This window comes from Terrabacter koreensis (genome assembly GCF_054783315.1).
Genome location: NZ_BAAGQU010000005.1, coordinates 238,629 through 262,387 on the forward strand (window position 1 = coordinate 238,629; position 23,759 = coordinate 262,387).

The window sequence follows — 23,759 nt, forward strand, 5'->3', positions numbered from 1 at the left end:
GAGGCGGCCTTGCGGCGACGGTCCGGACGTCACACCCCGAGCGGTGCGCCGAGCTTGGCGAGCAGCCTCGCCAGCGTCTTGCGCTCGGTCTCGGTGAGGGGCTCGAGCAGGCGGGCCTCGTTCGCGAAGTGCTCGGGCGCGGCCCGGTCGATGAGCTCGCGGCCCTTGTCGGTGAGCACGACGATGCGGCTGCGCCGGTCGTCCTGGGCGACCCGCCGCGAGACGAGGCCGGCGCCCTCGAGCCGGTCGAGCCGCTTGGTCACGGCGCCGGAGGTCACCATGGTCTGGTCCATGAGCCCGGACGGGGTGAGCTCGTACGGCTCGCCAGTGCGCCTCAGGGTCGCGAGCACGTCGAAGTCGCCCTCGCCGAGGCCGTGCGCGTTGTAGACCTTCACGAGCTCGGTGGTCAGGGCTAGTGCCACCCGGTGGAGCCGCCCGATGACGAGGACCGGGCTCGCGTCGAGGTCGGGCCGCACCGCCGCCCACTGATCGACGACGTGCTGGGCGTGGTCCGCGGCGGGTGGGGCTGTGGCTCGCATGGCTGGAATATATCTTCTCTGGAAGGTATTTTATCTTCCATGGAAGACAGTCGCGTGGGCTGGGGCACCGTCGCCCTCACCGCCCTGCCCGCCGCCATCTGGGGCTCGACGTATGCCGTCACACAGCAGTGGCTGCCGCCGGGACGCCCGCTCTTCGCCGCGACGGTGCGAGCGCTCCCGGTCGGTCTGCTCATGCTCGTGTGGCTGCGCCGCCTGCCCCGCCGGGACTGGTGGTGGCGCTCGCTCGTGCTCGGCTCGCTCAACATCGGCCTCTTCTACGCGCTGCTGTTCGTCGCCGCCTACCGCCTCCCGAGCGGTCTGGGCGCGACGCTCGTCGCCACCGCCCCCATGGTCACCATGGCGGTCGCCCGGCTCGTGCTGGCCAGCCGTCCGGCGCGGATCTCGTTGGCCGCCGGTCTCGTCGGGCTGTTCGGTGTGGCGCTGCTCGTCCTGCAGAACGGCCTCGACAGACCGCTCGACCCGGTGGGGCTCGCAGCCGGACTGCTCGCCGTCGTGCTCTCGTCGTTCGGCTTCGTCCTGACGAAGAAGTGGGCGCCGCCGGCCGACGTCGTGACGGTGACCTCGTGGCAGCTCGTCGGGGGCGGACTCGTGCTGCTGCCCATCGGACTCGCGGTCGAGGGCGCGCCACCGGCACTCGACCTCGCTGCGGTCGGCGCGCTGCTCTACCTCGGGCTCGTCGGCAGCGGGCTCGCCTACGTGCTGTGGTTCCGCGGCCTGACCGTCCTCGGTCCGACCGCAGCCTCGATCATCGGCCTCGTCAACCCCGTCGTCGGTGTGCTGCTCGGCGTCGTGCTGCTCGGTGAGCACTTCGGTGCCGTCCACCTCGGCGGGTTGGTGCTCGTCGTCGCCAGCGTCGTCGCCGCCCAGGACCCCGTGAGGGCCCGCCTCGCCCGCCTGGCGCACCGACCGGCATACGGCCGGGGACTGGCCAGCGCGACACGACCGGGTAAGGCTGAGGCATGGCCACGGACTCCGACCACACCTTCGACGTCATCGTCATCGGCCTCGGCCCCGGTGGTGAACACGTGGCAGGCACCCTGGCCCAACGCGGCCAGCGGGTGCTCGGCGTCGACAACCGCCTCGTGGGCGGTGAGTGCCCCTACTGGGGCTGCATCCCGTCGAAGATGATCATCCGGGCCGCCGACGCGCTGGCGGAGGCCCGGCGGGTCGACGGCCTCGCCGGCACCGTGGGCGCGGTCGCCCCCGACTGGTCGGTGGTCGCGACCCGCATCCGCGACGAGGCCACCGACGACTGGGACGACCAGGTCGCGGTCGACCGGCTCACCGGCAAGGGCGCGACCTTCGTCCGTGGCACCGGCACCATCGCCGGCCCCGGTCGGGTCGATGTCGACGGCACGACCTACACCGCCACCCGCGGCATCGTCGTCAACACCGGCACGAAGACGGCCCTCCCGCCGGTCGAAGGGCTGGCCGAGACTCCCTACTGGAGCAACCACGAGATCATCGAGGCCAAGGAGCTGCCGGGCTCGCTCGTGATCCTCGGTGGCGGCGCCGTCGGCTGCGAGCTCGGCCAGGCCGTGGCCCGCTTCGGCGTCGAGGTCACGATCGTCGAGGCCGCCGACCGCATCGTCGCCCGTGAGGAGCCCGAGGCGTCGGAGGCGCTGCGCCAGGCGCTCGAGGCAGACGGGGTCACGGTCCGCGAGGGTGTCGGCGCCGAGAAGGTCACCCACGACGGGTCGACGTTCACCCTCACACTCGCCGACGGCTCGACCCTCACGTCGGACGAGCTGCTCGTGGCCGCCGGCCGGAGCGCCGACCCCGCCGCCGTCGGTCTTGACCGCGTCGGCGTCGCGAAGGACGCGCGCACCGCACCCGTCGACGACCGCTGTCGCGTCGCCGACGGGGTCTGGGCCGTCGGCGACATCACGGGCAAGGGCGCGTTCACACACGTCTCGATGTACCAGGCCGGAGTCGTCATCCGTGACGTCCTGGGGGAGGGCGGACCCCCCGCCGAGTACGCGGCTCTTCCGCGCGTCACGTTCACCGACCCCGAGGTGGGCGCCGTCGGCCTGACGGAGGCGCAGGCCCGTGACGAGCTCTCGAACGTCGAGGTCGGGCTGACCCCACTCGGCGAGACCACGCGCGGCTGGATCGCCAAGGCCGACGGGCTGATCAAGGTCGTGGCCGACGCCGACCGCGGAGTGCTCGTCGGCGCGACGGTCGTGGGTCCGGCCGGCGGCGAGGTGCTCGGCGCGCTGGCCGTCGCCGTGCACGGGCAGGTGCCGATCGACCGGCTGCGCTCGATGATCTACGCCTACCCGACCCTGCACCGTGGCATCGAGGACGCCCTCGGGCGCCTGGCCTGACGGCGCACGCCACGTCACTGTCGCGCCCGACGGAACGGTGACGCGGTGTCCGGCGCGTGACGTGTCGGTGCCGGCGGGTGGCGGGCGGGTGACGAGGGCCCCCGGGCCGTGAGAGCGCCACGAACCGGGCGATACGGTGAGCGCATGGCTCAGCGACTGCTCGCCCTCGACCTCGACGGCACCACCCTCAACCACATGGGCGAGCTGTCCGACCGTGTGCGTGACGCGGTGCGCGCCCTGCCCGACGACGTCGCGGTCGTCGTCGCCACCGGCCGCTCGATCATCGCGACCACCCCGGTGCTGGAGGCGCTCGGCCTGCGCCAGGGCTACGCCGTCTGCTCCAACGGCGCGCTGACCCTCCAGCTCGATCCCTCATCGCCGCAGGGCTACTCGATCATCGACATGGTGACCTTCGACCCCCGCGCGGTGCTCGAGAAGATGCGCGTCGCACTGCCCGACGCGCTCATCGCCGTCGAGGAGCCCGGCGTCGGCTTCAAGGTGAGCAAGCACTTCCCCGACGGCGAGCTGATGGGCGAGTCCCGTGAGGTCGACTGGGACGAGCTGATCGCGCACCCCGTCACCCGCGTCACGCTGCGCCAGCCCGAGGCGACCGCCGAGGAGTTCATGGAGCTCGTCGAGCGCGCCGGCCTGCACGGGGTGTCCTACGCCGTCGGATGGTCCGCGTGGCTCGACATCAACCCCGAGGGCGTCTCCAAGGCCAGTGCCCTCGAGCTCGTGCGGCGGCACCTGCAGGTCGAGCCGATCCACACCGTCGCCTGCGGAGACCAGCGCAACGACCTCGAGATGCTCCACTGGGCCGCGTGGGGCGTCGCCATGGGCAACGCCCCCGACCAGGTCAAGGCGATCGCCGACGAGGTCGCCGGACACGTCGACGACGACGGTCTGGTGCCGGTCCTCGAGGACGTCGCGCAGGCCGCCCGCGATGGCGTGCCGTTCCGCGAGGGCGTCCAGTCGGCCGCCACGGCCCGGCTCGAGCTCTAGCCCGGCGGGAGTACGCGCTCGTGCCGATCGTCTTCGTCCACGGTGTCGCCGTGCGCGACGTCGACGAGCAGCCGCCCGAGCTCGCCCGCGCCACCAGGGCATTCGGTGAGGTGGCCTGGCCCACGATCCAGGGCCACCTCCGCGAGCACGTGGCGCCGGCGATCTCCAGCGACCCTGCCGGCGTGCCGATCATGCGCGTCTACTGGGGCGACCTCGGCGCGCAGTTCGCCTTCGGCGGCCGGTCCCTCGTCTCGCGCCCCCAGGACCTGCCGGACGCCGCGGTGGAGGCGGTCGAGGAGGGGCTCGAGGCGGTTGCCGGGAACGAGCCACGCGGCATCCGTCGCCTGCGCGACATGGCCACGACGCTGCGTCGCCCCGTGGAGGACTTCGTCCCGGTCTTCCTCGGCGACGTCATGACCTACGTCGCGACGCGCGGCACGGCGCAGGCCCCCGGGCCCATCGTCGAGCGCGTCCTCGCCGGGCTCGAGGCCGCAGCGTTCGCCGCCGAGAGCCGCGAGGAGCCCCTCGTCGTGCTGACGCACAGCATGGGCGGGCAGGTCGTCTACGACATCGTCACCCACTTCCTGCCGCGGATGCCCGAGCACCACGGCGTGCGCATCGACTTCTGGTGTGCGGCGGCGTCGCAGGTCGGCTACTTCGAGGAGCTCGGGCTCTTCCTCGAGAGCGCGACCGACCGCGGACCCGGCCCGACGGCCTACCCGCCCTCGCAGCACCTCGGCGGCTGGTGGAACGTGTGGGACCACGCCGACCTGCTCAGCTTCCGCGCCGAGGGCATCATCGAGGGTGTCGACGACTCGGCCTTCTTCGCGGCGGGCACCCTGGCGACCGACCACTACCGCTACCTGCGGAACGTCGACTTCTATCGCACCCTCGCGGGAAAGCTGAGAGCCGTGTCGAAGCAGGGCTGAGCCGTTCGACGTAGGGGTGACGCGGGAATGGTCCCGCACCGACGGAGGAGTACACCGTGCGCTTCATGATCATCGTCCCGTCCAACGGCGAGACCGAGCAGGGCCTCAGCGGGTCCGAGCAGCAGTTCGCCGACATGCAGGCCTACAACGAGGAGATGCTCAAGGCCGGCGTCTTCGTCGACGGGCAGGGACTGCACCCGTCGGCCAAGGGTGCCCGGGTCACCTACGAGGACGGGGACTGGGTCGTCACCGACGGGCCGTTCGCCGAGGCCAAGGAGCTCATCGCCGGCTTCACGATCATCGACGTCAGCTCGCGCGAGGAGGCGCTCGAGTGGCTCAAGAAGTGGCCCGTCTCGTGCGCTCCCGACGCGGGGCAGGCGCTCGAGCTGCGCCAGGTCTACGCCCCCGAGGACTTCGCCGACGTGCTCACGCCCGAGATGATCGAGCGCGAGGAGCAGATGCGCGCCGAGGCGGCCCGCAACGCCGCCGCCGGCTGAACGAGGCGACCCGCCACCCCGGCGCTCACGAGGCGTGCCAGAGTGGCGGGGTGTCGACCGAGGCCATCCCTGACGACCCCTCCGCGCCCACCGAGGCGAAGGCGTACGCCGTCTCTCCCGACGACGTGCAGCGCACGCTCGCCGCTGTCTGGCGCATGGAGGCGGCCAAGGTGACGGCCGTCGTCGCCCGCGTCGTCGGAGACGTGGGCCTGGCTGAGGACCTCGCGCAGGACGCCTTCGTGCAGGCCCTCGAGCAGTGGCCGCGCGACGGCATCCCGAGCAAGCCCGGCGCCTGGCTCACGTCGACGGCGCGGCGGCGGGCCATCGACCGCATCCGTCGCGACGTCAACCTCGCGAGCAAGCTGCAGCAGGTGGGGCACATGGAGGAGCTGAGGGTCGCCGACCTGGCCGAGGCCGACTTCGACGCTGCCCTCGAGGACATCGACGACGACGTGCTCGGTCTCGTCTTCGCCGCCTGCCACCCCGCGCTGACGGCCCAGGCGCGGATCTCGTTGACGCTGAGGATGATCGGCGGACTCACCACCCGTGAGATCGCCAGGGCGTTCCTCACGAGCGAGCCGACGATCGGGCAGCGCATCTCGCGGGCGAAGAAGACGCTGAGTCAGGACGGCGTCACCATCGAGGTGCCGTCCGGCGCCGACCTCGCGCCCCGCCTGGCCTCGGTGCTCGAGGTCGTCTACCTCATCTTCAACGAGGGCTATGCCGCCACGTCGGGCCGCGACTGGGTGCGCGGCGACCTGATGGAGGAGGCGATCCGCCTCGGTCGGGTGCTGGCCGCGCTCGCGCCCGGCGAGCCGGAGGTGCACGGGCTGCTCGCGCTCATGGAGATCCAGGCGTCACGCACGCGTGCCCGCATCGGGCGCGACGGCGAGCCGGTGCTGCTCCTCGACCAGGACCGCACGAGGTGGGACTGGGGACTCATCCGGCACGCCCTCGCGGCCCTCGACCGCGCGTCGTCGCTCGTCGCCGCAGCCGGGTCGGCCCCCGGCCCGTACCTGCTCCAGGCGGCCATCGCGGCGGTGCACGCCCGCGCTCGCACCGCCGAGGAGACCGACTGGTCGCAGATCGTGGCGCTCTACGAGCGGCTCGGCACGGTGCGACCCTCGCCCGTCGTCGACCTCAACCGCGCGGTGGCGATGTCGTATGCCGACGGACCGGCCGACGCGCTCGTCGTCGTCGATGCGCTGGTCGCGGCCAACGCCCTCGAGGGCTACCACCTGCTGCCGAGCGTGCGCGGCGACCTGCTCGCGCGGCTCGGGCGTGACGAGGAGGCCCGGGCCGAGTTCGCCCGGGCCGCAGAGATGGCCCAGAACGACGCGGAGAAGGCGCTGCTGCTGAGGAGGGCTGCCGGCGAGGCCTGACGGAGCGGGCCCGAACACGATCCGAACACGACCCGGACCGGGCCTTCACCTGCGTGCGCGAGCGTAGGCGTCATGAACACCGACATCCGCCGGACCACCGGCCTCAAGCGTTCCACCACCGCCCTCGGTGCGGCCGTCCTCGTGCTCGCGAGCCTGGCGCTCGGTGCGTGCTCGAAGACCGACGCCACCGGCACGGCGAGCAGCGCCATCGGTGCGGCGGTCGAGCCCGGCGCGGCACCTGCCGGCCAGGCGGCCGCCGACGGCGACACCATCGACCTCGTCAGCGCCACGCTCGAGACCCCGGCGACGACAGACGGTGCCCGGGCTTCGGGCGACCGGAAGGGTCTGCGCGCCAAGCTCCTTCGCGCCCTCCACGCCAGCTGGGTGACGGACGGGGCGAGCGGTCCCGTCACGCACCAGGCCGTGCGGGGTGAGGTCACCGCGGTCTCCCCGACCTCGATCACGGTCAAGGCGAAGGACGGCTTCTCCCTCACGTACTCGGTCACCAAGGACACTGTCGTGCGCGAACGGGCGAAGGGCCACGGGTCGGCGTCGTCGATCGGTGGCGTGAAGGTGGGCGCCAAGGCCCTCGTCGCCGGTGTCGGTGCGACGAACCCGGCGGCACGCGTCGTCGTCTTCAGGAGTACGACCGCCACGCCCGCCGCGTCCCCCACCCCGAGCGCGACGAGCTGAGGCCGCCGCACCCGGCCCGTGACGGGCCGGGTGCGGGTCGCTGGGCGTTCAGTGGCTCGTGACCTCGGCGGGCTCGTCGTCGTGGTCGCCGGAACCGTCGCTTCGCCGGTTCGAGACGAGGCTCGTCACCGTCACGACGGCGAGGATGCCGACGATGACTCCCAGCGAGAGCAACGTCGGGATCTCCGGCACGCCCGGCCAGACGCCGTGCGCCCAGTGCAGCACGAGCTTGACGCCGATGAACGCGAGGATGAGCGACAGGCCGTGGCCGAGGTGCACGAGCTTGGCGAGCGCGCCCTCGAGCACGAAGTAGAGCGCCCGCAGGCCGAGCAGGGCGAACGCGTTGGTCGCGAAGACGAGGTACGGGTCTCCGGTGATGCCGTAGACCGCGGGCACCGAGTCGATGGCGAAGACGATGTCGGTGCCGAGGATGGCCACGGCGACGAGCGCCAGCGGGGTCAGGGCCCGCCGACCGTCACGCTGGACGGTGAGGTTCGTGCCGGCATACGCGTCGGTGACGGGGTAGAAGCGGCGGATCAGCGTGACGCTGCGCAGCCGGTCGACGTCGATGCTGTGGTCGGCGTGCGAGAGCGCGTCGCGGCCGACCTTGATCGCCGTGGCGAGCAGGATCGCGCCGAAGAGCAGGAACGTCCAGGAGAAGCTGGCGATCATCTGCGCGCCGAGGGCGATGAAGATGCCACGCAGCACCAGGGCCCCGGCGACGCCGATGAGCAGCACCCGCTGGCGCAGCTCGCGCGGCACGGCGAACGCCGACAGCAGGATGATGAAGACGAAGAGGTTGTCGACCGAGAGTGACTTCTCGACGATGTAGCCGGTGTAGTACTCGACTCCCTGCTGCGAGCCGTACTGCCACCAGAGCCAGCCGCCGAAGAGCAGGGGGATGGCGATGTAGAAGGCCGACCACCCGAGCGCCTCGCGCATGCTCGGGTCGTGCGGGCGGCGGGTGATGAGGAAGTCGACGACGAAGAGGGCGAGCACGCCGGCGATCGTCGCGATCCAGAGGGTGGGTGAGCCGATGGACTCGGTGGGGGCCACGGGTGCAGTGGCGGCGGGCGCCAGGGCAGTGAGCATGGGTCTCCTCAGAACGATGAACGTCTGAGGTCTCCTTCACCGGCGATGCCGGCCGCGGACCGGGGCAGCCATGGGACCGCCGTACTGACCGGAACGCGCGAGGAAGTACTCCCCTCGTCTCCCAGTGTAGGTGCCCTCCGGCCGGCGCCCAAATACCTTGTCCAGGGTGGTCGCTCAGGCCCCGCGGGTGGCCTGCGCAGCGAGCCCGGCGAGCTCGTCCCCTGCCACCCGGCGTGCGCCGGCGGCCCAGTCGTTCGCGTCGAGGGCGTACTGCGTGCCGTACGCCGGCTGCCCGGGCTGCGTGCGCCATCCCTCGGCGAGCGGGCCGAGGTCGAGCGTGTCGTAGCCGAGCGCGTCGAGCGCTCTGCGCACGGTGTCCTTGGCGGCGGCGTCGTCGCCCGCGACCGCGAGGGTGCTGCGCTCGTCGGAGCCCGCCGCATCCCCGGGTCGGGCGAGGTCGCGCAGGTGCTGGAAGAAGATGTTGTTGAAGCCCTTGACCACGTGCGAGTCCGGCAGGTGGGCCTGGAGCAGCTCGGAGCTCGTGGTGGAGCCGTCGTCGAGGGCGTCGATGTGGCCGTCGCGCTGCGGGTAGTAGTTCATCGTGTCGACGACGACCTTGCCGGCGAGCTCCTCGACGGGCACCTCGCGGTAGGCCTTGAGCGGGATCGTCACGACGACGATGTCGCCGGCGCTCGCCGCCTCTCGCGCTGTCGCGGCCCTGGCGCCGGGGCCGAGCTCTGCGACGAGGTCGGCGAGGGTCTCGGGGCCACGGCTGTTGCTGAGCACGACGTCGTGTCCGGCCGCGACCGCGAGCCGGGCGACGGTGCTGCCGATGTTGCCGCTTCCGATGAATCCCCAGGTGGTCATGGGGTCGTCAACCGTCGAGGCGTGGTCGACATTCCGCGGGATCGGCCGGAGGGCCTTCTGGCGTATGCCGTCTGCCGCGTCCGCGACGGTGAGCCGTCAGAGGGTGGTCGGGTGGGGGAGGCGCAGGGTGAAACGGGCGCCGCCCTCGGCTGCGTGCCCAGCCTCGACGGTGCCGCCGAGCACCTCGGCCAGCCGACCGACGATGGCGAGGCCGAGCCCGGTGCCGACCGGCCGCACCCCGCGGTAGCGCTCGTGCAGCACCGACGGCTCGAAGGCGACGGCGAGGTCGTCGTCGGTGAGGCCCGGGCCCCCGTCGCGCACCTCGACGACGTCGGCCTGCGGTTCGGCCCGCACCTCGACGACGATCGGCCGTCCGGTCGGGGTGACACGCAGGGAGTTCTCGAGCAGGCCGTCGACGAGCTGGCGCACGCGTGCAGGGTCGGTGACGGTCCAGACGGCGGGGGCGCCGGCGACGAGGGTGAACGGCACCCCGACGGCGCCGCACCGGCGCCCCCAGACCGACTCGACCTCACGCCCGAGGGCGACGAGGTCGGTGCGCTCCGGGGCCACGCTCGGCTGGTCCGCGCCGAGGCGGGCGAGGTCGAGCAGGTCGCCGACCAGCCGCTCGAGCCGCTTCGCCTCGGTGAGCACCACGCCGCCGACCCTGGCCGTGTCGTCGGGCGGGACGACCCCGCTCGCGAGCGACTCCGCGTAGCCGCTGATGCCGGTGAGCGGCGTGCGCAGGTCGTGCGAGACGGAGAGGAGGAAGTCGCGCTGCCGGGCCTCGGAACGCGACAGCGACCCGGACAGGGTGTTGAGGGCGCTCGCGACCTCTGCGACCTCGTCCGGGCCCTCGACCGGCACCCGGACCTCTCGCTGCCCGGCGGCCAGGGCGTGGGCGGCGTCGGCGGTGCGCCGCAGTGGCCTCGACAGGCGCCGCGCGATGGCGACGCTGACCACGACGGCGACGACCACGGCGATGACGAGGGCCAGGAGCACCCGACGCACGAGCCGGTCGGAGTCGGCGGTGGCGTCGCTGCGCCGCTGGACGAGCACGATCCCGCCGGCGTCGGTCGGCCGGCCTTCGACGAGGACGGCCGTGCCGTCGATGTCGTCGCGAGCCGACACCCGCCCCCGTGCGAGGAGCTGCTGCTGCCGGGCCGGTGTCAGCGCCTGCCTGGCGATCCGGCTGGTCGAGGTGACGGCTCCACCGCGCCCGACGCTCGCCGACTCGATGCCGAGGACTCCGAGGGTGCGCACCGTGCGGGTCTGCGAGGTGCGCGCCACGACACCGGCGTCGGCGCGGTCGGCAGCGGCGTCGGCGATCTGTGCCAGCGTGCGCCGGGCGCTGTCGTCGGCCGACGTGCGCGTGAGCCCCACGGCCAGCAGGCCCGCGAGCAAAGCCGTGAGGACGGCGATCCCCACCGCCAGCAGGACGATCCGCCGCGACAGCGACCCGCCGGGCCGCCCGGGCCGCCCGGGCCGCCCGGGCCGCTCGGGCCGCCCGGGCTGTCCGGACCGCCCGAGCTGTGCGTGGATGCTCACGACGTGCCCGACGGGGCACCCGGGCCACCGTCCCGGGGTGGCCGCTCGGCGGCATACCCGACGGAGCGGACGGTGCGGATCGGGCTGGCGTCGCCGAGCTTGGCGCGGACCTGCGCGACGTGGACGTCGACGGTGCGCCCACCCGCGGTGGCGGCATAGCCCCACACGTCGCTGAGCAGCTGCTCGCGCGTGAAGACGACGCCCGGCCGGCGCATCAGGTGTGCGAGCAGGTCGAACTCCGTGGCGGTCAGGGCGATCTCTCGACCGGCGGCGCGCACCTCGTGGCTGGTGAGGTCGACGGTGAGGTCACCTGTTCGAAGCACGTCCGGCGCACCGGCATCCCCTCGCGTCCGCCTGAGGACGCCGCCCAGTCGGGCCACGAGCTCACGCGGCGAGAACGGCTTCGTGACGTAGTCGTCGGCGCCGAGCTCGAGGCCGAGGATGCGGTCGACCTCGTCGTCGCGGGCCGTCACGAAGAGCACCGGGGTCCAGTCGCCGCGGCCCCGCAGCTGCCGGCACACCTCGATGCCGTCGAGGGTCGGCAGGCCGATGTCGAGCACGAGGGCGCTCGGCCGGAGGGTGCGGGTCGCCTCGAGCGCGGCGGCCCCGTCACCGACGACCTCGACGCCGTAGCCGGCGGCGCGCAGGTTGAGGCGCAGCACGTCGGCGATCGCGGGCTCGTCCTCGACGACGAGCACGAGGCCGCGGCCGGGATCGGCGCTCGGGCCGGGCACGCTGGGCACGTCTCGCAGCGTAGTGAGGCGGACCTCTCGCCGAGTCACACCGGCGTCACGCGCACGTCAGGATCGTGTGAGGACGCGCGCCGGCGCCGGACCGCGACCCAGACGACCACACCGACGAGTGCGAGCGCGACCAGCGCGACGCCCCACCACGAGCCCGCCTCGGCCGCGAGCCAGGCCTGCACGACGGCCAGCCCGACCGTCGCGTAGAGCACCGCCCACACGACGGAACCGACGACCGCCGCCGGCACGTACCAACGCAGCGGCATCCGCATGACGCCGGCCGTCAGGTGGATCGCGGTCTGGATGCCGACGGTGAGGTAGGAGAGGGTGACCGCGGCCGGCCCGAGCCGGCGCAGCAACGCCTCGGCGCGCGCCGTCGGCTCGCCGTGCGCGCCGCGGTAGCGCCGCCAGCTCGCGATCGCGCCACGGCCGACCCAGTGGGTGCCGTTGGAGCGCACCATGGCGCTCGCGAACAGCGCGAGGAACGCCTGCCAGAAGGGCAGCTCGGCCAGCCTGTCGAGCATGCCCACACCCTAGGCCGGACCGTTCACCCGTCGGGCACCGAGGTGCCTGCCTCGCTCATCCGCCCCGACGCGTACCGAAGTCGACCTCGGCCGCCGGCGTCACGTCGCCCTTGCGACCGGGAGCCTCGGACCAGCTCCAGTACGTGTTGGTGTGCGCGATGACCTGCTCGGGGCTGACGGGCACGCCCCACTGCCGGAGGTCCTCGGTGGTGTGAGCGTCCTCGACGAGCGTCGCGTCGTAGCCCCGGACGAGCGCGCCGTGCAGCGTCGAGCGGATGCAGGCGTCGGTCTGCGCCCCGGTGACGACGACGCGGCCGACCTCGTGCCGCGCGAGCAGCGACTCGAGGTCGGTGTCCTCGAACGAGTCACCGAAGCGCTTGTGCACGACCGGCTCGGACTCCTCGCGTGCCAGCTCGGGGACGTACTGCCAGCCGTCGGAGTCGACGGGCATGTTCTCGTCGGAGTGCTGCACCCAGATGACGGGCACGTGCTCGTTGCGCGCCTTGTCGACGAGCGAGCCGATGCGGGCGATGACGCCGTCGCGGTCCCACGCGTCGGCGACGACCTGGTTCTGCACGTCGATGACGAGGAGCGCGGTGTTGGGTCGTCCTTCGAGGGTCGTCATGGTCCGACGCTACGCCGCGGCACCGACACCGCGGCGGCGCAGCAAACCGAGGGTTCAGCGGGCGCCGGGTCAGCGAGTGCCGGGTTCAGCCGGCGACGAGCAGGCAGAACGGGTGCCCCGCCGGGTCGGCGAGCACGACGAGTGCCTCGTCGGGGTCAGCCGTGCGGTCGAGCCGCAGCTCGGCGCCCAGGGCCAGCGCCCGGTCGCGGTGCCGCTCGAGCTCGGCGAAGGTCGGCACCGCGTAGTCGACGTGCAGCTGCATCGGCACGTCGTGCGCGGGCCACGTCGCGCGTGGCAGCGGTGCGTCGACCTGCTGGAACGCCAGCCGTCGCACCCCGTCGGCGTCGAGCAGCACCAGCCAGTCCGAGTCGTCGTCGCTGCCGTCGGGCGGCGGCTCGTCGCCCGGCCGGTAGTGCAGCCCGAGCAGCTCGCGGTAGAACTCCGCCAGGCCACGGGCGTCCTCGGTGTCGAGCGCCGTGTGCATGAGCCGTGGGTAGCCCTCTTCGGTCATCGACGCTCCTCGCTCGAGCCGGCCGTACGCGGACGCGTCCAGCCTAGGAGCCCGTACCGGCTCGACCGGGTTACCGTGCCGTTGTGGAGCCCCTGACCGACCGCACGGTCTCGTGGCGGCCCGCGGTCGCGGGCGTCGCGGAGGTCTTCCACGCGCAGTGGCACGACCACGCCTACCCGGGTCACACCCACGACACGTGGACGCTGCTCGTCGTCGACGACGGCGTCATCGGCTACGACCTCGACCGGCACGACCACACCGCGGTCCGCTCGGGTGTCACGCTGCTGCCACCGCACGTGGTGCACGACGGCCGGGCCCTGACCGCGGGCGGCTTCCGCAAGCGCGTCGTCTACCTCGAGGAGGACGTCATCGCACCGGCCCTCGTGGGCCGCGCCGTCGACGCGCCGCTCGTGCCGGTCGCCGACCTGCGGCACGGGGTGTCGCTGCTCGACCGGGCCCTCGTCGCCCGCGACGACCTCGAGGCCGAGTCGCGCCTGGCCCTCGTCGTCGAGCGGCTCACCACCCATCTCGTATGCCGGGCGCCTGAGCCTGCGTCCCCCGCGGCGTCCCTCTCGGCGTCCGCGCGCGGCGCGCGTACCGGCCGCGTGGCGGCACTCGCGCGAGAGGCGTTCGACGCCGACCCGGTGGGCACCGACGGTGTGGCAGCCGTGGCTGCCTCCCTCGGGGTCACGACAGCACACCTCGTGCGCTCCTTCGTGAACGCGTACGGCATCGCACCGCACCAGTACGTCGTCGGCCGCCGACTCGACCTCGCACGTCGCCGGCTGCGCGACGGGGTGCCCGCGGCCCTCGTCGCGACCGAGGCCGGCTTCTACGACCAGGCCCATCTGACGCGCCACTTCAAACGGTTCCTCGGCACGACGCCGGCCCGCTACCAACGCAGCGCCTGACGCCACGGGCGTCGAGGACCCTGCCGTGCGGCTTACGGGCTCGGGCGTGTGATCGGGCGCTCGCTGGCGTGAGACGACTCCACCTGCGCGATCTCGTGACCGATCTGGCATGACATCAACGACGTACAAGACGCGACCCTGCCCCGGCCGGACGATCGAGGCATGAGTGACCTGCTGACCCCGCCGTTCGACACCAAGATCGCCGTCCTCGTGCGCGACGACCTCGAGGCCTGGCAGCGCCTCAACGTCTCCGCGTTCCTCGTCAGCGGCGTGACGGCGGCGCACCCCGAGCTCGTCGGCGAGCCGTACGCCGACGCCGACGGCCGCACCTACCTGCCCCTGCTCGGCATGCCGGTGCTCGTCTTCGGGGGCGACGCCGCAGCCGTCACCGCCTCGCACGAGCGGGCCCTGCGCCGCGGCACCCCGGTGGCCGTCTACACGCGCGACATGTTCGCCACCGGCCACGACGCGGACAACCGCGCGGCCGTCGCCGCCGTGCCGACCGCCCACCTCGACCTCGTGGGCCTCGCGCTGCACGGCCCGAGGAACGCCGTCGACCGCATCCTCAAGGGCTCGCGCCTGCACCCCTGACGTGCGGGCGGATGCGATGCTGGGCCTGCCATGACGAACCCGACCCACCCCTCCCGCGAGCTGACCATCACGTCGGCCGCCAACCCCCGCCTCAAGGGCCTGCTCGGCCTGCGCCGCCGCCGCACCCGCGAGGAGACGGGGCAGACCCTCGTCGAGGGCTACGAGGAGATCGGCCTCGCCCTGTCGGCAGGGGTGCGACCGGGCACCGTCTACGTCTGCGAGGAGCTCTTCAGCCCCGCGGGCCGCGCCGGCAGCCAGGACATCGGTCACCAGACCGACCTGCTCGCCCGGCTGCGAGACGACCGCGTCGAGGTCGTGCACCTGAGCCGTGGCGCCTTCGAGAAGGTCAGCTACCGCGAGGGGCCCGACGGTCTGCTCGCCGTGGTCGACCGCGTCGGCGTCACGCTCGACGACCTGCGTGTCGACGGACCCGACCACCTCACCCTGCTCAGCCAGGGCGTCGAGAAGCCCGGCAACCTTGGCGCCATGCTCCGCACCGCCGACGCTGCCGGGGTCGACGCCGTCGTTGCGGCCGACCCCGTCACCGACTGGGGCAACCCCAACGTCGTGCGCGCGAGCAAGGGAACGGTCTTCGCCGTGCCCGCCGCGAGCGCGACGACCGCCGACGCCCTCGCATGGCTCGAGGTCAACGACATCCGCCTCGTCGTCACGACCCCCGAGACCGACCTGCTCCACACCGACGTCGACTACACGGGCCGCGTCGCGGTCGCCGTCGGCAGCGAGAAGCACGGCGCCGACCGCACCCTCCTCGAGGCTGCCACGCACCGGGTGCGGATCCCCATGCACGGCAAGGCCAACAGCCTCAACGTCGCAGCCTCCGCCGCCATCGTGCTCTACGAGGCGGTGCGCCAGCGCGACCTGCGCTGACCCTCCCGAGGTGGCGTGACGGCGTACGCGATGACGGCCGGGTTACGCGCGTGTGACGCGTGAGGTGGGCGTCGAGGGGCAGGGGAGGGGTGGTCAAGAGCACCCCTTGGCGTGTGTCACGATGTCTTGTATGCGAGTTGACCACGTCTCCTATGCAGCAGAGGCCGGTGGCCTCAAGGCCACCGCCGACCGGCTGTCGAAGCTCATCGGCGTCCCCGCGGTCGACGGCGGGGTGCACCCCCGTTTCGGCACGCGCAACGTGATCTTCCCCCTGGCCAAGGACCACTACCTCGAGGTCGTCGAGGTGCTCGACCACCCGGCGTCCGACAAGGCCCCGTTCGGCCAGGCCGTGCGCGCCGCGTCCGAGGCCGGCGGCGGCTGGCTCGGGTGGGTCGTCGCGGTCGACGACATCTCCGTCGTCGAGCAGCGCCTCGGCCGCGAGTCGGTCCCGGGCAACCGGCACCGCCCCGACGGCACCGAGCTCAAGTGGCGCCAGCTCGGCATCAAGGGCCTCATGGCCGACCCGCAGGTGCCCTACTTCATCGAGTGGGACGACATGACGGTCCACCCGTCGGCGGGTGCCGACACGGCCGTCTCGATCGACAACCTCCAGATTGCCGGTGACCCCAAGCGCGTGCGCGAGTGGCTCGGCCCTGAGGACACCTTCGACAAGGGCGGCATCGACTTCACGTTCGTCGCGCCGCACGGCACGCCCGGCCTGCTGTCGGTCACCTTCGACACCCCCGACGGCAAGGTCACCATCTGACCCAGCCCCTCAGCTCGCACGCGACGGCGGTCACCCCACGGGGGTGGCCGCCGTTGGTCGTTGCGAGACGACCCGGCAGGGCGTACGCCGGTCAGCGGGGCCAGCGCTTGAGGCGCAGCGAGTTCGTGACGACCAGGACGGACGAGAGGGCCATCGCAGCGCCGGCGACCATCGGGTTGAGCAGCCCGAAGGCGGCGAGCGGGATCGCAGCCGTGTTGTAGCCGAACGCCCAGGCGAGGTTCTGCTTGATGACGCGCAGCGTCTGCCGCGAGAGACCGATGGCGTCTGCGACCGCGTCGAGGTCGGTGCGAACGAGCACGATGTCGGCGGAGTCCATCGCGACGTCGGTGCCCGAGCCCATCGCGAGCCCGAGGTCGGCCTGCGCGAGCGCGGCGGCGTCGTTGACGCCGTCGCCGACCATCGCGACCACCCGGTGCTGCTGCTGCAGCTCGGTGACGATCCGGTGCTTGTCGGCGGGCATCACGTCGGAGCGCACGTGGGAGGACGGGATGCCGACCTGCTCGGCGACGCTGCGCGCGTTGGAGGCGCTGTCGCCGGTGAGCAGGTAGGGGGTCAGGCCGAGCGCGCGCAGGCGGTCGATGGCGGCCTTCGACGTGTCGCGCACGGTGTCCTCGACCGTGAGGGCGGCCTGGGCGACGCCGTCCCAGCCGACGAAGACGGTGGTGCCGGCCTGGCGCGAGGCGTGCTCGACGAGGGCGGGGTCGACGCTCTCGAAGAGTGCTGCCTTGCCCACCGTCACCTCGGTGTCCTTGATGCGTGCGCTCGCGCCCTCGCCGGGGTTGGACTGGAAGTCGCGGATGCGCGGCAGGTCGATGCGGGCCAGTGCCGCGCCGTCGACGATCGCCCGGGCGATGGGGTGCTCGCTGCCCTGCTCGACCGCCGCCGCAGCAGTGAGGGCAGCCTTCTTCGAGAGCCGGCCGCGCACCGCGATGCGGCGCAGCCGCAGCTCGCCGGTGGTGACGGTGCCCGTCTTGTCGAGCACGACCGTGTCGACGCGGCGGGTGTCCTCGAGCACCTGGGGACCCTTGATGAGGGTGCCGAGCTGCGCGCCGCGGCCGGTGCCGACGAGCAGCGCGGTCGGCGTCGCGAGCCCGAGCGCGCAGGGGCAGGCGATGATGAGCACGGTCACGGCGACGGCGAGCGACCGCGAGAGGTCGTGGCCGGTCGCCAGCCAGGCGACGAACGTGACGAGCGCGATGGCGAGGACGGCCGGGACGAAGACGGCCGACACGCGGTCGGCGAGCCGCTGCACCTTGGCCTTGCCCGTCTGCGCGGTCTCGACGAGCCGCTGGATGCCGGCGAGCATCGTCTCGGAACCGACCCGGCGGGCCTCGACGACGATGCGCCCGGTGGTGTTGACGGAACCGCCCGTGACGGCGTCGCCCGGGCCGACGTCGACGGGGGTGGACTCGCCCGTGACCAGGCTGGCGTCGACGGCGCTGGACCCGTCGAGCACGACACCGTCGGTCGCGACCTTCTCGCCGGGGCGCACGATGAACTGGTCGCCGACGACGAGCTGCTCGACGGGCACCCGGGTCTCGCTCGTGGTGCGGGTCTGCGGGTCGATGCGCAGCACCGCGACGTCCTTGGCGCCGAGGTCGAGCAGCGAGCGCAGGGCGTCCTTGCCGGAGTCCTTGGCGCGCGCCTCGAGGAAGCGGCCGGCGAGCAGGAACGTCGTCACGACGGCAGCCACCTCGAAGTAGAGGTGCGTCTCGTCGCCGGTGCCCGTCAGCAGCTCGACGACGGAGTAGCCGTAGGCCGCCGCGACCCCGAGCGACACCAGGGTGTCCATCGTCGAGGCAAGGTGGCGGGCGTTGACGGCGGCGGCGCGGTGGAACGGCCAGGCGCACCAGAGCACCACCGGCGTCGACAGGAGCAGCTGCAGCCACGGGCTCGCGGCGAGCGAGGGCAGGAAGGTCGCGAGCACCAGCACCGGAACGGTGAGCGCCACCGCGGCGACGAGGCGCGGCCGGATGACGTCCTGGGCCGGGGTGTGCTCGAGGTGGTCGGCGGGGTCTTGCGCGTCGTGCCGCTCGTGCCGCTCGTGCCCGTCGTGGTCGTGGCGGACCTTCTGCCGCGCCAGCTCCTGGGCGCGCAGCTTCTCGAGCAAGGCACCCGCCGCTGGGCGCGCGGTCTCGGACGGGGCGGCATACGGGCTCGGGGACGTGGCGGCACCGACGACGGTGGCGCCGTAGCCGGTCTTCTGCACCTCGGCGACGATCTGGTCGACGGTGACCGGTGCCGAGAAGGAGACGAGGGCCTTCTCGGTGGCGAGGTTGACGGTCGCGGACTCGACGCCGGCGACCTTGGACAGCTTGCGCTCGATGCGCGCGGAGCAGGAGGCGCAGGTCATGCCGGTGATGGCGAGCCGGACCTCCTCAGGGGGCCGCTCGTCGGGCGTCACCGGTGCCCGCCCCTCGGTCATCGGACGCTGTAACCCGCCTCGGCGACGGCGTCGGCGACGACCACCGGGTCGAGGGGGGCCTCGCTCGTGATGGTGACGGGAGAGTCCTCGCCGGGGTGCAGGTCGACCGCGACCGCCACGACGCCGGGCAGGGCCGACAGCTCCTGGCTGACCGCTGCGCTGCAGTGCCCGCACGTCATGCCTGCGACGGTGATCTCGGTCTGGGTGCTCATCGGGTGCCTCCTCGGCGGTCGGGCTCGGTTCTGGGGTGCCTCAGCTGCGGACGAGGCGGGCGATGGCGTCGGCGGCCTCTCGCACCTTCTCCTGGGCGGCCTCGTCGGACTCGCGGGCGGCGTCGACGACGCAGTGGGACACGTGGTCCTCGAGCAGGCCGAGGCTGACGGCCTGGAGGGCCTTGGTGATGGCGCTGACCTGGGTCAGGATGTCGATGCAGTACGTGTCGGTGTCGACCATCTTCTGCACGCCGCGCACCTGCCCCTCGATGCGGCGCAGCCGCTTCAGGTAGTCGTCCTTGCTGCCGGTGTATCCGGGCACGTCGCCACCTCCTCTCCGTCGACAACAGCATACCCAGGTGGGGTATTCCGCACCACGTCGCGACTCACCTCTGCTCCTCGGTGAGGGTGGCGGCGAGCCGCTTCGGCGCCTTGGTGAGCCAGGCGTCCGTGAGCACCTCGCGCAGCTCGGCCACGGTCACCTGCGGCAGGTCGCGCTCGAGGAGGAGCACGGCGTTGTAGCCGTTCCAGTGCGCGGTCGTGAACCACGGGCTCGCGTCGTCACCGACCATGGCCTCCTTGTCCTCCGCCGTGCACGAGAAGGCCAGCACGTCGTCGTAGAGCTCGCCGGTCTCGGGGTCGAAGGCGTCCTTGCGGGGGCCTCTGGCGAACGCGAACGTCCTGCCCCTGACCTGGTATGCCGGCCGGCCGCCCTTGGGTGGGTCGCGCGTGACCTCGGGCAGGGAGAGGGCGATCTCGTCGAGATCGGCCAACTGGGCCCTGCGGGATGGCGCCATGCCACAGCACGGTAGCCGGGAGCGCACGCGCGCGACAGGAGCGACGCGGCCTGCCGTCGGGCCGAAGGCCCTCGGATACCCCTGGCGGGTATGCGCGGCATCGGTTATGGTGACATCGAGATACCCCCCGCGGGTATCGACACAGAAACCTCACTGCAGCCGGAAGGACCACCACCATGAGCCAGACCACCAGCACCTGGACCGTCGTCGGGATGACGTGCGGCCACTGCGTCTCGTCCGTCTCGGAGGAGGTCGGTGCTCTCGCCGGGGTCGAGCGCGTCGAGGTCGACCTCGAGACCGGCCGGCTCACCCTGACCTCCGCCGGCGTCGTCGACGAGGCGGACGTGCGCGCCGCCGTCGAGGAGGCCGGCTACGAGCTCGCGGGTGCGTCATGAGCGTCGGCGAGCGAGTCGCCCGGCTGGGCACGCCGTCCCGGGTCGCCGGCTTCGTGCTCGGCCTGGGCGCGCTCTTCGGCGGGGCCCTTGCGGTCGGCTCGGCCGTCGGGCCCACCGATGCCACGACTACTGCTGCTCCCCATGCAGCGGGCGGGCACGGCGCCGCCTCGACCACCGGTCACGGCTCGGCCGGCTCCGAGCCCGGGTCGCCGGTCTCGTCCGCGCTGCCCGGCGGGCTCACCGTCGCCCAGGACGGCTACGCGCTGCGCCTGGCCTCCGCGACTGCCGTCGCGGGCCGGGCCGTCCCCGTGTCTTTCACCGTGACGGGGCCGGGCGGGACCGCGGTCACGGCGTTCGACGTCCAGCACGAGAAGCGGCTGCACCTCATCGCGGTGCGCCGCGACCAGAGCGGCTTCCAGCACGTCCACCCCACGCTCGCCGCCGACGGCACGTGGACGACGGCCCTCGACCTGACCCCGGGCACGTGGCGGCTCTTCGCGGACTTCAAGGCCTCGGGCGGGCAGGCCCTCACCCTCGGCAGCGACCTGTCCGTGGCCGGCGCCTTCACGCCGGTCAGCGCGGCGCCGGTCTCTCGCACCGCCGTCGTCGACGGCTACACCGTCACGCTGACCGGTGACCTCGTCGCGGGCCGCGACGCCCGCCTCGGCCTCGCCGTCACCAAGGACGGCCGCCCGGTCACCGACCTCGACCCCTACCTCGGCGCGTACGGCCACCTCGTCGCCCTCCGCGACGGCGACCTCGCCTACCTGCACGTCCACCCGGACGGCGAGCCCGGCGACGGTCGCACCACCGCCGGCCCCGCGGTCGTCTTCCACACGACGGTGCCGAGCGCCGGCGGCTACCGCCTCCACCTCGACTTCCAGCACCACGGCGTGGTGCGCACCGCTTCGTTCGTCGTGTCGGCCGCCGAGGCCGCCGAGGCCTCCGAGGCCCCCGCGCCCGAGCCGGCGACCGACCCCACCTCCGAGCCGACGCAGACAGGAGACTCCGATGGCCACGGCCACTGACCCGACGCCCGTCCTGGGCTCGCTGCGCCTCCCCGACGCCACCGGGGCTCCTGGCACGCCGACCCTGCCCGGCGCGACGGTCGAGCTCGACGTCACGGGCATGACCTGCGCCTCGTGTGCCAACCGCATCGAGCGCAAGCTCAACAAGCTCGAGGGCGTCACCGCGACGGTCAACTACGCGACCGAGAAGGCGCGCGTCACGGTGCCCGACACCGTCTCGGTGGCCGACCTCGTCCGCACCGTCGAGGCGGCCGGCTACGGCGCGACGGTGCCGGCGCCGCCGGCGACCACGTCGCAGGGGCAGGGCGACGAGGCCGGCGTGGGCGCCGAGGGGAACGACCCGGCATACGACCGCGCGCGTCGGCTGCGCGAGCGCCTCCTCGTGTCCACGGTGCTCACCGTTCCGGTCATCGCGATGTCGATGGCGCCGGCGCTGCAGTTCACCTACTGGCAGTGGGCCTCGCTGACGCTTGCGGCGCCCGTTGTCGTCTGGGGAGCGTGGCCGTTCCACCGCGCGGCCTGGACGAACCTGCGGCACGGCACCACGACGATGGACACGCTCGTGTCGATGGGCACGATCGCGGCGTTCGGCTGGTCGCTGTGGGCCCTCTTCCTCGGCGAGGCCGGCGTGCCCGGCATGGTGCACCCGTTCGAGCTGACGGTGGCGCGTTCCGACGGCTCGGGCAACCTCTACCTCGAGGTCGCGGCCGGTGTCACGACGTTCCTGCTCGCCGGACGCTACGCGGAGGCACGCTCGAAGCGGCAGGCCGGCGCGGCCCTGCGGGCCCTGCTCGAGATGGGCGCCAAGGACGTCGCGGTCCTGCGGCCGGGTCTCGACGGACGTGAGGTGGAGGAGCGCGTGCCGGTCGGGTCCCTCACCGCCGGAACGCGGTTCGTCGTCCGGCCGGGTGAGAAGGTCGCGACCGACGGCGTCGTCGAGGACGGCTCGTCGGCGGTCGACGCGTCGATGCTCACGGGCGAGTCGGTGCCCGTCGACGTCGGCCCCGGAGACGCCGTCGTCGGCGCCACCGTCAACGCCGGCGGCCGCATCGTCGTGCGCGCCACCCGGGTGGGGGCCGACACCCAGCTCGCCCAGATGGCCCGCCTCGTCGAGGACGCCCAGAACGGCAAGGCCCAGGTGCAGCGGCTCGCCGACCGGGTGTCGGGCATCTTCGTGCCGGTGGTCATCGCGATCGCCGTCGCGACGCTCGGCTACTGGCTCGGCACGGGGAACGGGACCGCGACCGCCTTCACCGCAGCCGTCGCGGTTCTCATCATCGCCTGCCCGTGCGCCCTGGGCCTCGCGACGCCGACGGCGCTCATGGTCGGCACCGGCCGCGGGGCCCAGCTGGGCATCCTCATCAAGGGGCCCGAGGTGCTGGAGTCGACGCGCCGGGTCGACACCGTCGTGCTCGACAAGACGGGCACGGTGACGACCGGCCGGATGCAGCTGCGGGACGTCGTGCCGACCGGGGGCGCGTCGGCCGACGAGGTGCTGCTGCTCGCGGGCGCCGTCGAGGACGCGTCCGAGCACCCCGTGGCCCGGGCCGTCGCGTCGGGCGCCCGCGACCGGCTGGACGGGTCGGCGGCCCTGCCGACCGTGACGGACTTCGCGAACAGCGAGGGCCTCGGGGTCCGGGGCGTCGTGACCGTGGACGAGGCGGCTCACGAGGTCGTCGTGGGGCGCGCGTCGTTCGTGGAGCAGCGCGGCGTCGACATGCCGGTCGAGCTGGCCACCGCGATGCGGCGGGCCGAGGAGTCGGGTGGCACGGCGGTCGTCGTCGCCTGGGACGGGACGGCGCAGGGCGTGCTCGTCGTCGCCGACACGGTCAAGCCGACGTCGGCGGAGGCGATCAGCCGGCTGCGCGGGCTGGGCCTGCGGCCCGTGCTGCTCACGGGCGACAACGCGGCGACCGCGCGCGCCGTCGCCGCCGAGGTCGGGATCGCCCCGGAGGACGTCGTCGCCGAGGTGCTGCCTGCCGGCAAGGTCGACGTCGTCAAGCAGCTGCAGGACGAAGGCCGGGTCGTCGCCATGGTGGGCGACGGCGTGAACGACGCCGCGGCGCTCGCCCAGGCCGACCTCGGCCTCGCGATGGGCACCGGCACGGACGTGGCGATCGAGGCCGGCGACCTGACGCTCGTGCGTGGCGACCTGCGCGTGGCCGCCGACGCGATCCGGCTCTCGCGGCGCACGCTGGCGACCATCAAGGGCAACCTGTTCTGGGCCTTCGCCTACAACGTCGCCGCCCTGCCGCTGGCCGCGGCCGGTCTGCTCAACCCGATGCTCGCGGGCGCGGCGATGGCGTTCTCGTCGGTCTTCGTCGTGACGAACAGCCTGCGCCTGCGCGGCTTCCGCCCCGGCGCCTGAACGGGGATCCCCCCGTCGATGCACGAACCCCGCCTCCCGGTGGGCCACCCTGCGTGGGTG

General features: G+C 73.2%; 26 protein-coding genes. 14 read left to right on the forward strand and 12 right to left on the reverse strand.

The genetic code is table 11. The annotated features are described in order from the left end of the window. Positions 1-29 precede the first annotated feature (29 nt). Positions 30-539 (reverse strand): MarR family winged helix-turn-helix transcriptional regulator, encoded by a 510-nt coding sequence (locus ACYVNR_RS13395; RefSeq protein WP_461048532.1) that lies wholly within the window; start codon positions 537-539, stop codon positions 30-32. A 39-nt stretch (positions 540-578) separates the two neighbouring features. On the opposite strand from ACYVNR_RS13395, the gene ACYVNR_RS13400 reads away from it, so the two are divergent. The 7 genes from ACYVNR_RS13400 to ACYVNR_RS13430 all read left to right on the forward strand — a co-directional run bounded on the left by ACYVNR_RS13400 (position 579) and on the right by ACYVNR_RS13430 (position 7,390). Continuing rightward, complete coding sequence (locus ACYVNR_RS13400; protein WP_461048534.1) at positions 579-1,688, forward strand: EamA family transporter; 1,110 nt, start codon at positions 579-581, stop codon at positions 1,686-1,688. Then, a complete protein-coding gene (locus tag ACYVNR_RS13405) occupies positions 1,586-2,887 on the forward strand; it encodes a dihydrolipoyl dehydrogenase family protein (protein ID WP_461049382.1) in 1,302 nt (433 codons plus the stop codon). Before ACYVNR_RS13400 ends, ACYVNR_RS13405 begins: the two co-directional genes overlap by 103 nt. 144 nt (positions 2,888-3,031) lie before the next feature. Further along, on the forward strand, positions 3,032-3,889 hold the full coding sequence (locus tag ACYVNR_RS13410) for an HAD family hydrolase (protein WP_461048536.1): 858 nt from the start codon (positions 3,032-3,034) through the stop codon (positions 3,887-3,889). 20 nt (positions 3,890-3,909) lie between these two features. Further along, positions 3,910-4,818: a hypothetical protein gene (locus tag ACYVNR_RS13415; RefSeq protein WP_052677171.1), complete on the forward strand. Its 909-nt coding sequence runs from the start codon at positions 3,910-3,912 to the stop codon at positions 4,816-4,818. A 65-nt stretch (positions 4,819-4,883) separates the two neighbouring features. After that, positions 4,884-5,315 carry a YciI family protein gene (locus ACYVNR_RS13420; protein ID WP_458799561.1) on the forward strand — a complete coding sequence of 144 codons (432 nt, stop codon included), beginning with the start codon at positions 4,884-4,886 and terminating at the stop codon, positions 5,313-5,315. 155 nt (positions 5,316-5,470) lie between these two features. Further along, the gene (locus ACYVNR_RS13425; protein WP_045189746.1) at positions 5,471-6,697 is read left to right on the forward strand and encodes a sigma-70 family RNA polymerase sigma factor; all 1,227 of its coding nucleotides are present in this window, start codon (positions 5,471-5,473) and stop codon (positions 6,695-6,697) included. Between the two features lie 72 nt (positions 6,698-6,769). Then, positions 6,770-7,390 (forward strand): hypothetical protein, encoded by a 621-nt coding sequence (locus ACYVNR_RS13430; RefSeq protein WP_461048538.1) that lies wholly within the window; start codon positions 6,770-6,772, stop codon positions 7,388-7,390. A 48-nt stretch (positions 7,391-7,438) separates the two neighbouring features. On the opposite strand, the gene ACYVNR_RS13435 is transcribed toward ACYVNR_RS13430, so the two are convergent. The 7 genes from ACYVNR_RS13435 to ACYVNR_RS13465 form a co-directional block, all read right to left on the reverse strand. After that, positions 7,439-8,482, reverse strand: coding sequence for a TerC family protein (locus ACYVNR_RS13435; protein ID WP_458799291.1), 1,044 nt, complete (start codon positions 8,480-8,482; stop codon positions 7,439-7,441). A 174-nt stretch (positions 8,483-8,656) separates the two neighbouring features. Further along, positions 8,657-9,349 carry an NADPH-dependent F420 reductase gene (locus ACYVNR_RS13440; RefSeq protein ID WP_461048541.1) on the reverse strand — a complete coding sequence of 231 codons (693 nt, stop codon included), beginning with the start codon at positions 9,347-9,349 and terminating at the stop codon, positions 8,657-8,659. 96 nt (positions 9,350-9,445) lie between these two features. Further along, the gene (locus tag ACYVNR_RS13445) at positions 9,446-10,894 is read right to left on the reverse strand and encodes a HAMP domain-containing sensor histidine kinase (protein ID WP_461048543.1); all 1,449 of its coding nucleotides are present in this window, start codon (positions 10,892-10,894) and stop codon (positions 9,446-9,448) included. Further along, complete coding sequence (locus ACYVNR_RS13450; RefSeq protein WP_461048545.1) at positions 10,891-11,637, reverse strand: response regulator transcription factor; 747 nt, start codon at positions 11,635-11,637, stop codon at positions 10,891-10,893. The genes ACYVNR_RS13445 and ACYVNR_RS13450 overlap by 4 nt, the downstream gene beginning before the upstream one ends. A 35-nt stretch (positions 11,638-11,672) precedes the next feature. Then, positions 11,673-12,161, reverse strand: a complete 489-nt coding sequence (locus ACYVNR_RS13455; protein WP_461048547.1) for a DedA family protein — start codon at positions 12,159-12,161, stop codon at positions 11,673-11,675. 55 nt (positions 12,162-12,216) lie between these two features. Next, positions 12,217-12,786: a cysteine hydrolase family protein gene (locus tag ACYVNR_RS13460; protein WP_045189656.1), complete on the reverse strand. Its 570-nt coding sequence runs from the start codon at positions 12,784-12,786 to the stop codon at positions 12,217-12,219. A gap of 85 nt (positions 12,787-12,871) precedes the next feature. Then, entirely contained in the window at positions 12,872-13,297 is a 426-nt protein-coding gene (locus ACYVNR_RS13465) for a VOC family protein (protein WP_045189655.1), read from the reverse strand. An 83-nt stretch (positions 13,298-13,380) separates the two neighbouring features. Between ACYVNR_RS13465 and ACYVNR_RS13470 the strand changes: the two genes are divergently transcribed. From ACYVNR_RS13470 to ACYVNR_RS13485, 4 genes are all read left to right on the forward strand, one after another. Further along, positions 13,381-14,208, forward strand: a complete 828-nt coding sequence (locus ACYVNR_RS13470) for an AraC family transcriptional regulator (protein ID WP_461048549.1) — start codon at positions 13,381-13,383, stop codon at positions 14,206-14,208. 162 nt (positions 14,209-14,370) lie between these two features. Next, complete coding sequence (locus tag ACYVNR_RS13475; RefSeq protein ID WP_461048551.1) at positions 14,371-14,799, forward strand: DUF2000 family protein; 429 nt, start codon at positions 14,371-14,373, stop codon at positions 14,797-14,799. A gap of 30 nt (positions 14,800-14,829) precedes the next feature. Further along, on the forward strand, positions 14,830-15,687 hold the full coding sequence (locus tag ACYVNR_RS13480) for a TrmH family RNA methyltransferase (protein WP_461048553.1): 858 nt from the start codon (positions 14,830-14,832) through the stop codon (positions 15,685-15,687). A gap of 130 nt (positions 15,688-15,817) precedes the next feature. Beyond that, a complete protein-coding gene (locus tag ACYVNR_RS13485; protein WP_045189646.1) occupies positions 15,818-16,453 on the forward strand; it encodes a VOC family protein in 636 nt (211 codons plus the stop codon). Positions 16,454-16,544: 91 nt separating this feature from the next. On the opposite strand, the gene ACYVNR_RS13490 is transcribed toward ACYVNR_RS13485, so the two are convergent. From ACYVNR_RS13490 to ACYVNR_RS13505, 4 genes are all read right to left on the reverse strand, one after another. Continuing rightward, positions 16,545-18,899 carry a heavy metal translocating P-type ATPase gene (locus tag ACYVNR_RS13490; RefSeq protein ID WP_461048556.1) on the reverse strand — a complete coding sequence of 785 codons (2,355 nt, stop codon included), beginning with the start codon at positions 18,897-18,899 and terminating at the stop codon, positions 16,545-16,547. Further along, the gene (locus ACYVNR_RS13495) at positions 18,896-19,111 is read right to left on the reverse strand and encodes a heavy-metal-associated domain-containing protein (protein WP_461048558.1); all 216 of its coding nucleotides are present in this window, start codon (positions 19,109-19,111) and stop codon (positions 18,896-18,898) included. Before ACYVNR_RS13495 ends, ACYVNR_RS13490 begins: the two co-directional genes overlap by 4 nt. Before the next feature lie 40 nt (positions 19,112-19,151). Further along, entirely contained in the window at positions 19,152-19,433 is a 282-nt protein-coding gene (locus ACYVNR_RS13500; RefSeq protein WP_386054373.1) for a metal-sensitive transcriptional regulator, read from the reverse strand. A 64-nt stretch (positions 19,434-19,497) separates the two neighbouring features. Continuing rightward, positions 19,498-19,908 (reverse strand): MmcQ/YjbR family DNA-binding protein, encoded by a 411-nt coding sequence (locus tag ACYVNR_RS13505; protein WP_461048560.1) that lies wholly within the window; start codon positions 19,906-19,908, stop codon positions 19,498-19,500. A gap of 176 nt (positions 19,909-20,084) precedes the next feature. On the opposite strand from ACYVNR_RS13505, the gene ACYVNR_RS13510 reads away from it, so the two are divergent. From ACYVNR_RS13510 to ACYVNR_RS13520, 3 genes are read left to right on the forward strand one after another with little or no spacing between them, the layout of a single operon-like run. Next, positions 20,085-20,303 carry a heavy-metal-associated domain-containing protein gene (locus ACYVNR_RS13510; RefSeq protein ID WP_461048562.1) on the forward strand — a complete coding sequence of 73 codons (219 nt, stop codon included), beginning with the start codon at positions 20,085-20,087 and terminating at the stop codon, positions 20,301-20,303. Next, the gene (locus ACYVNR_RS13515; RefSeq protein WP_461048564.1) at positions 20,300-21,331 is read left to right on the forward strand and encodes a hypothetical protein; all 1,032 of its coding nucleotides are present in this window, start codon (positions 20,300-20,302) and stop codon (positions 21,329-21,331) included. Before ACYVNR_RS13510 ends, ACYVNR_RS13515 begins: the two co-directional genes overlap by 4 nt. Then, positions 21,315-23,699 carry a heavy metal translocating P-type ATPase gene (locus ACYVNR_RS13520; protein ID WP_461048566.1) on the forward strand — a complete coding sequence of 795 codons (2,385 nt, stop codon included), beginning with the start codon at positions 21,315-21,317 and terminating at the stop codon, positions 23,697-23,699. Before ACYVNR_RS13515 ends, ACYVNR_RS13520 begins: the two co-directional genes overlap by 17 nt. Positions 23,700-23,759 lie beyond the last annotated feature (60 nt).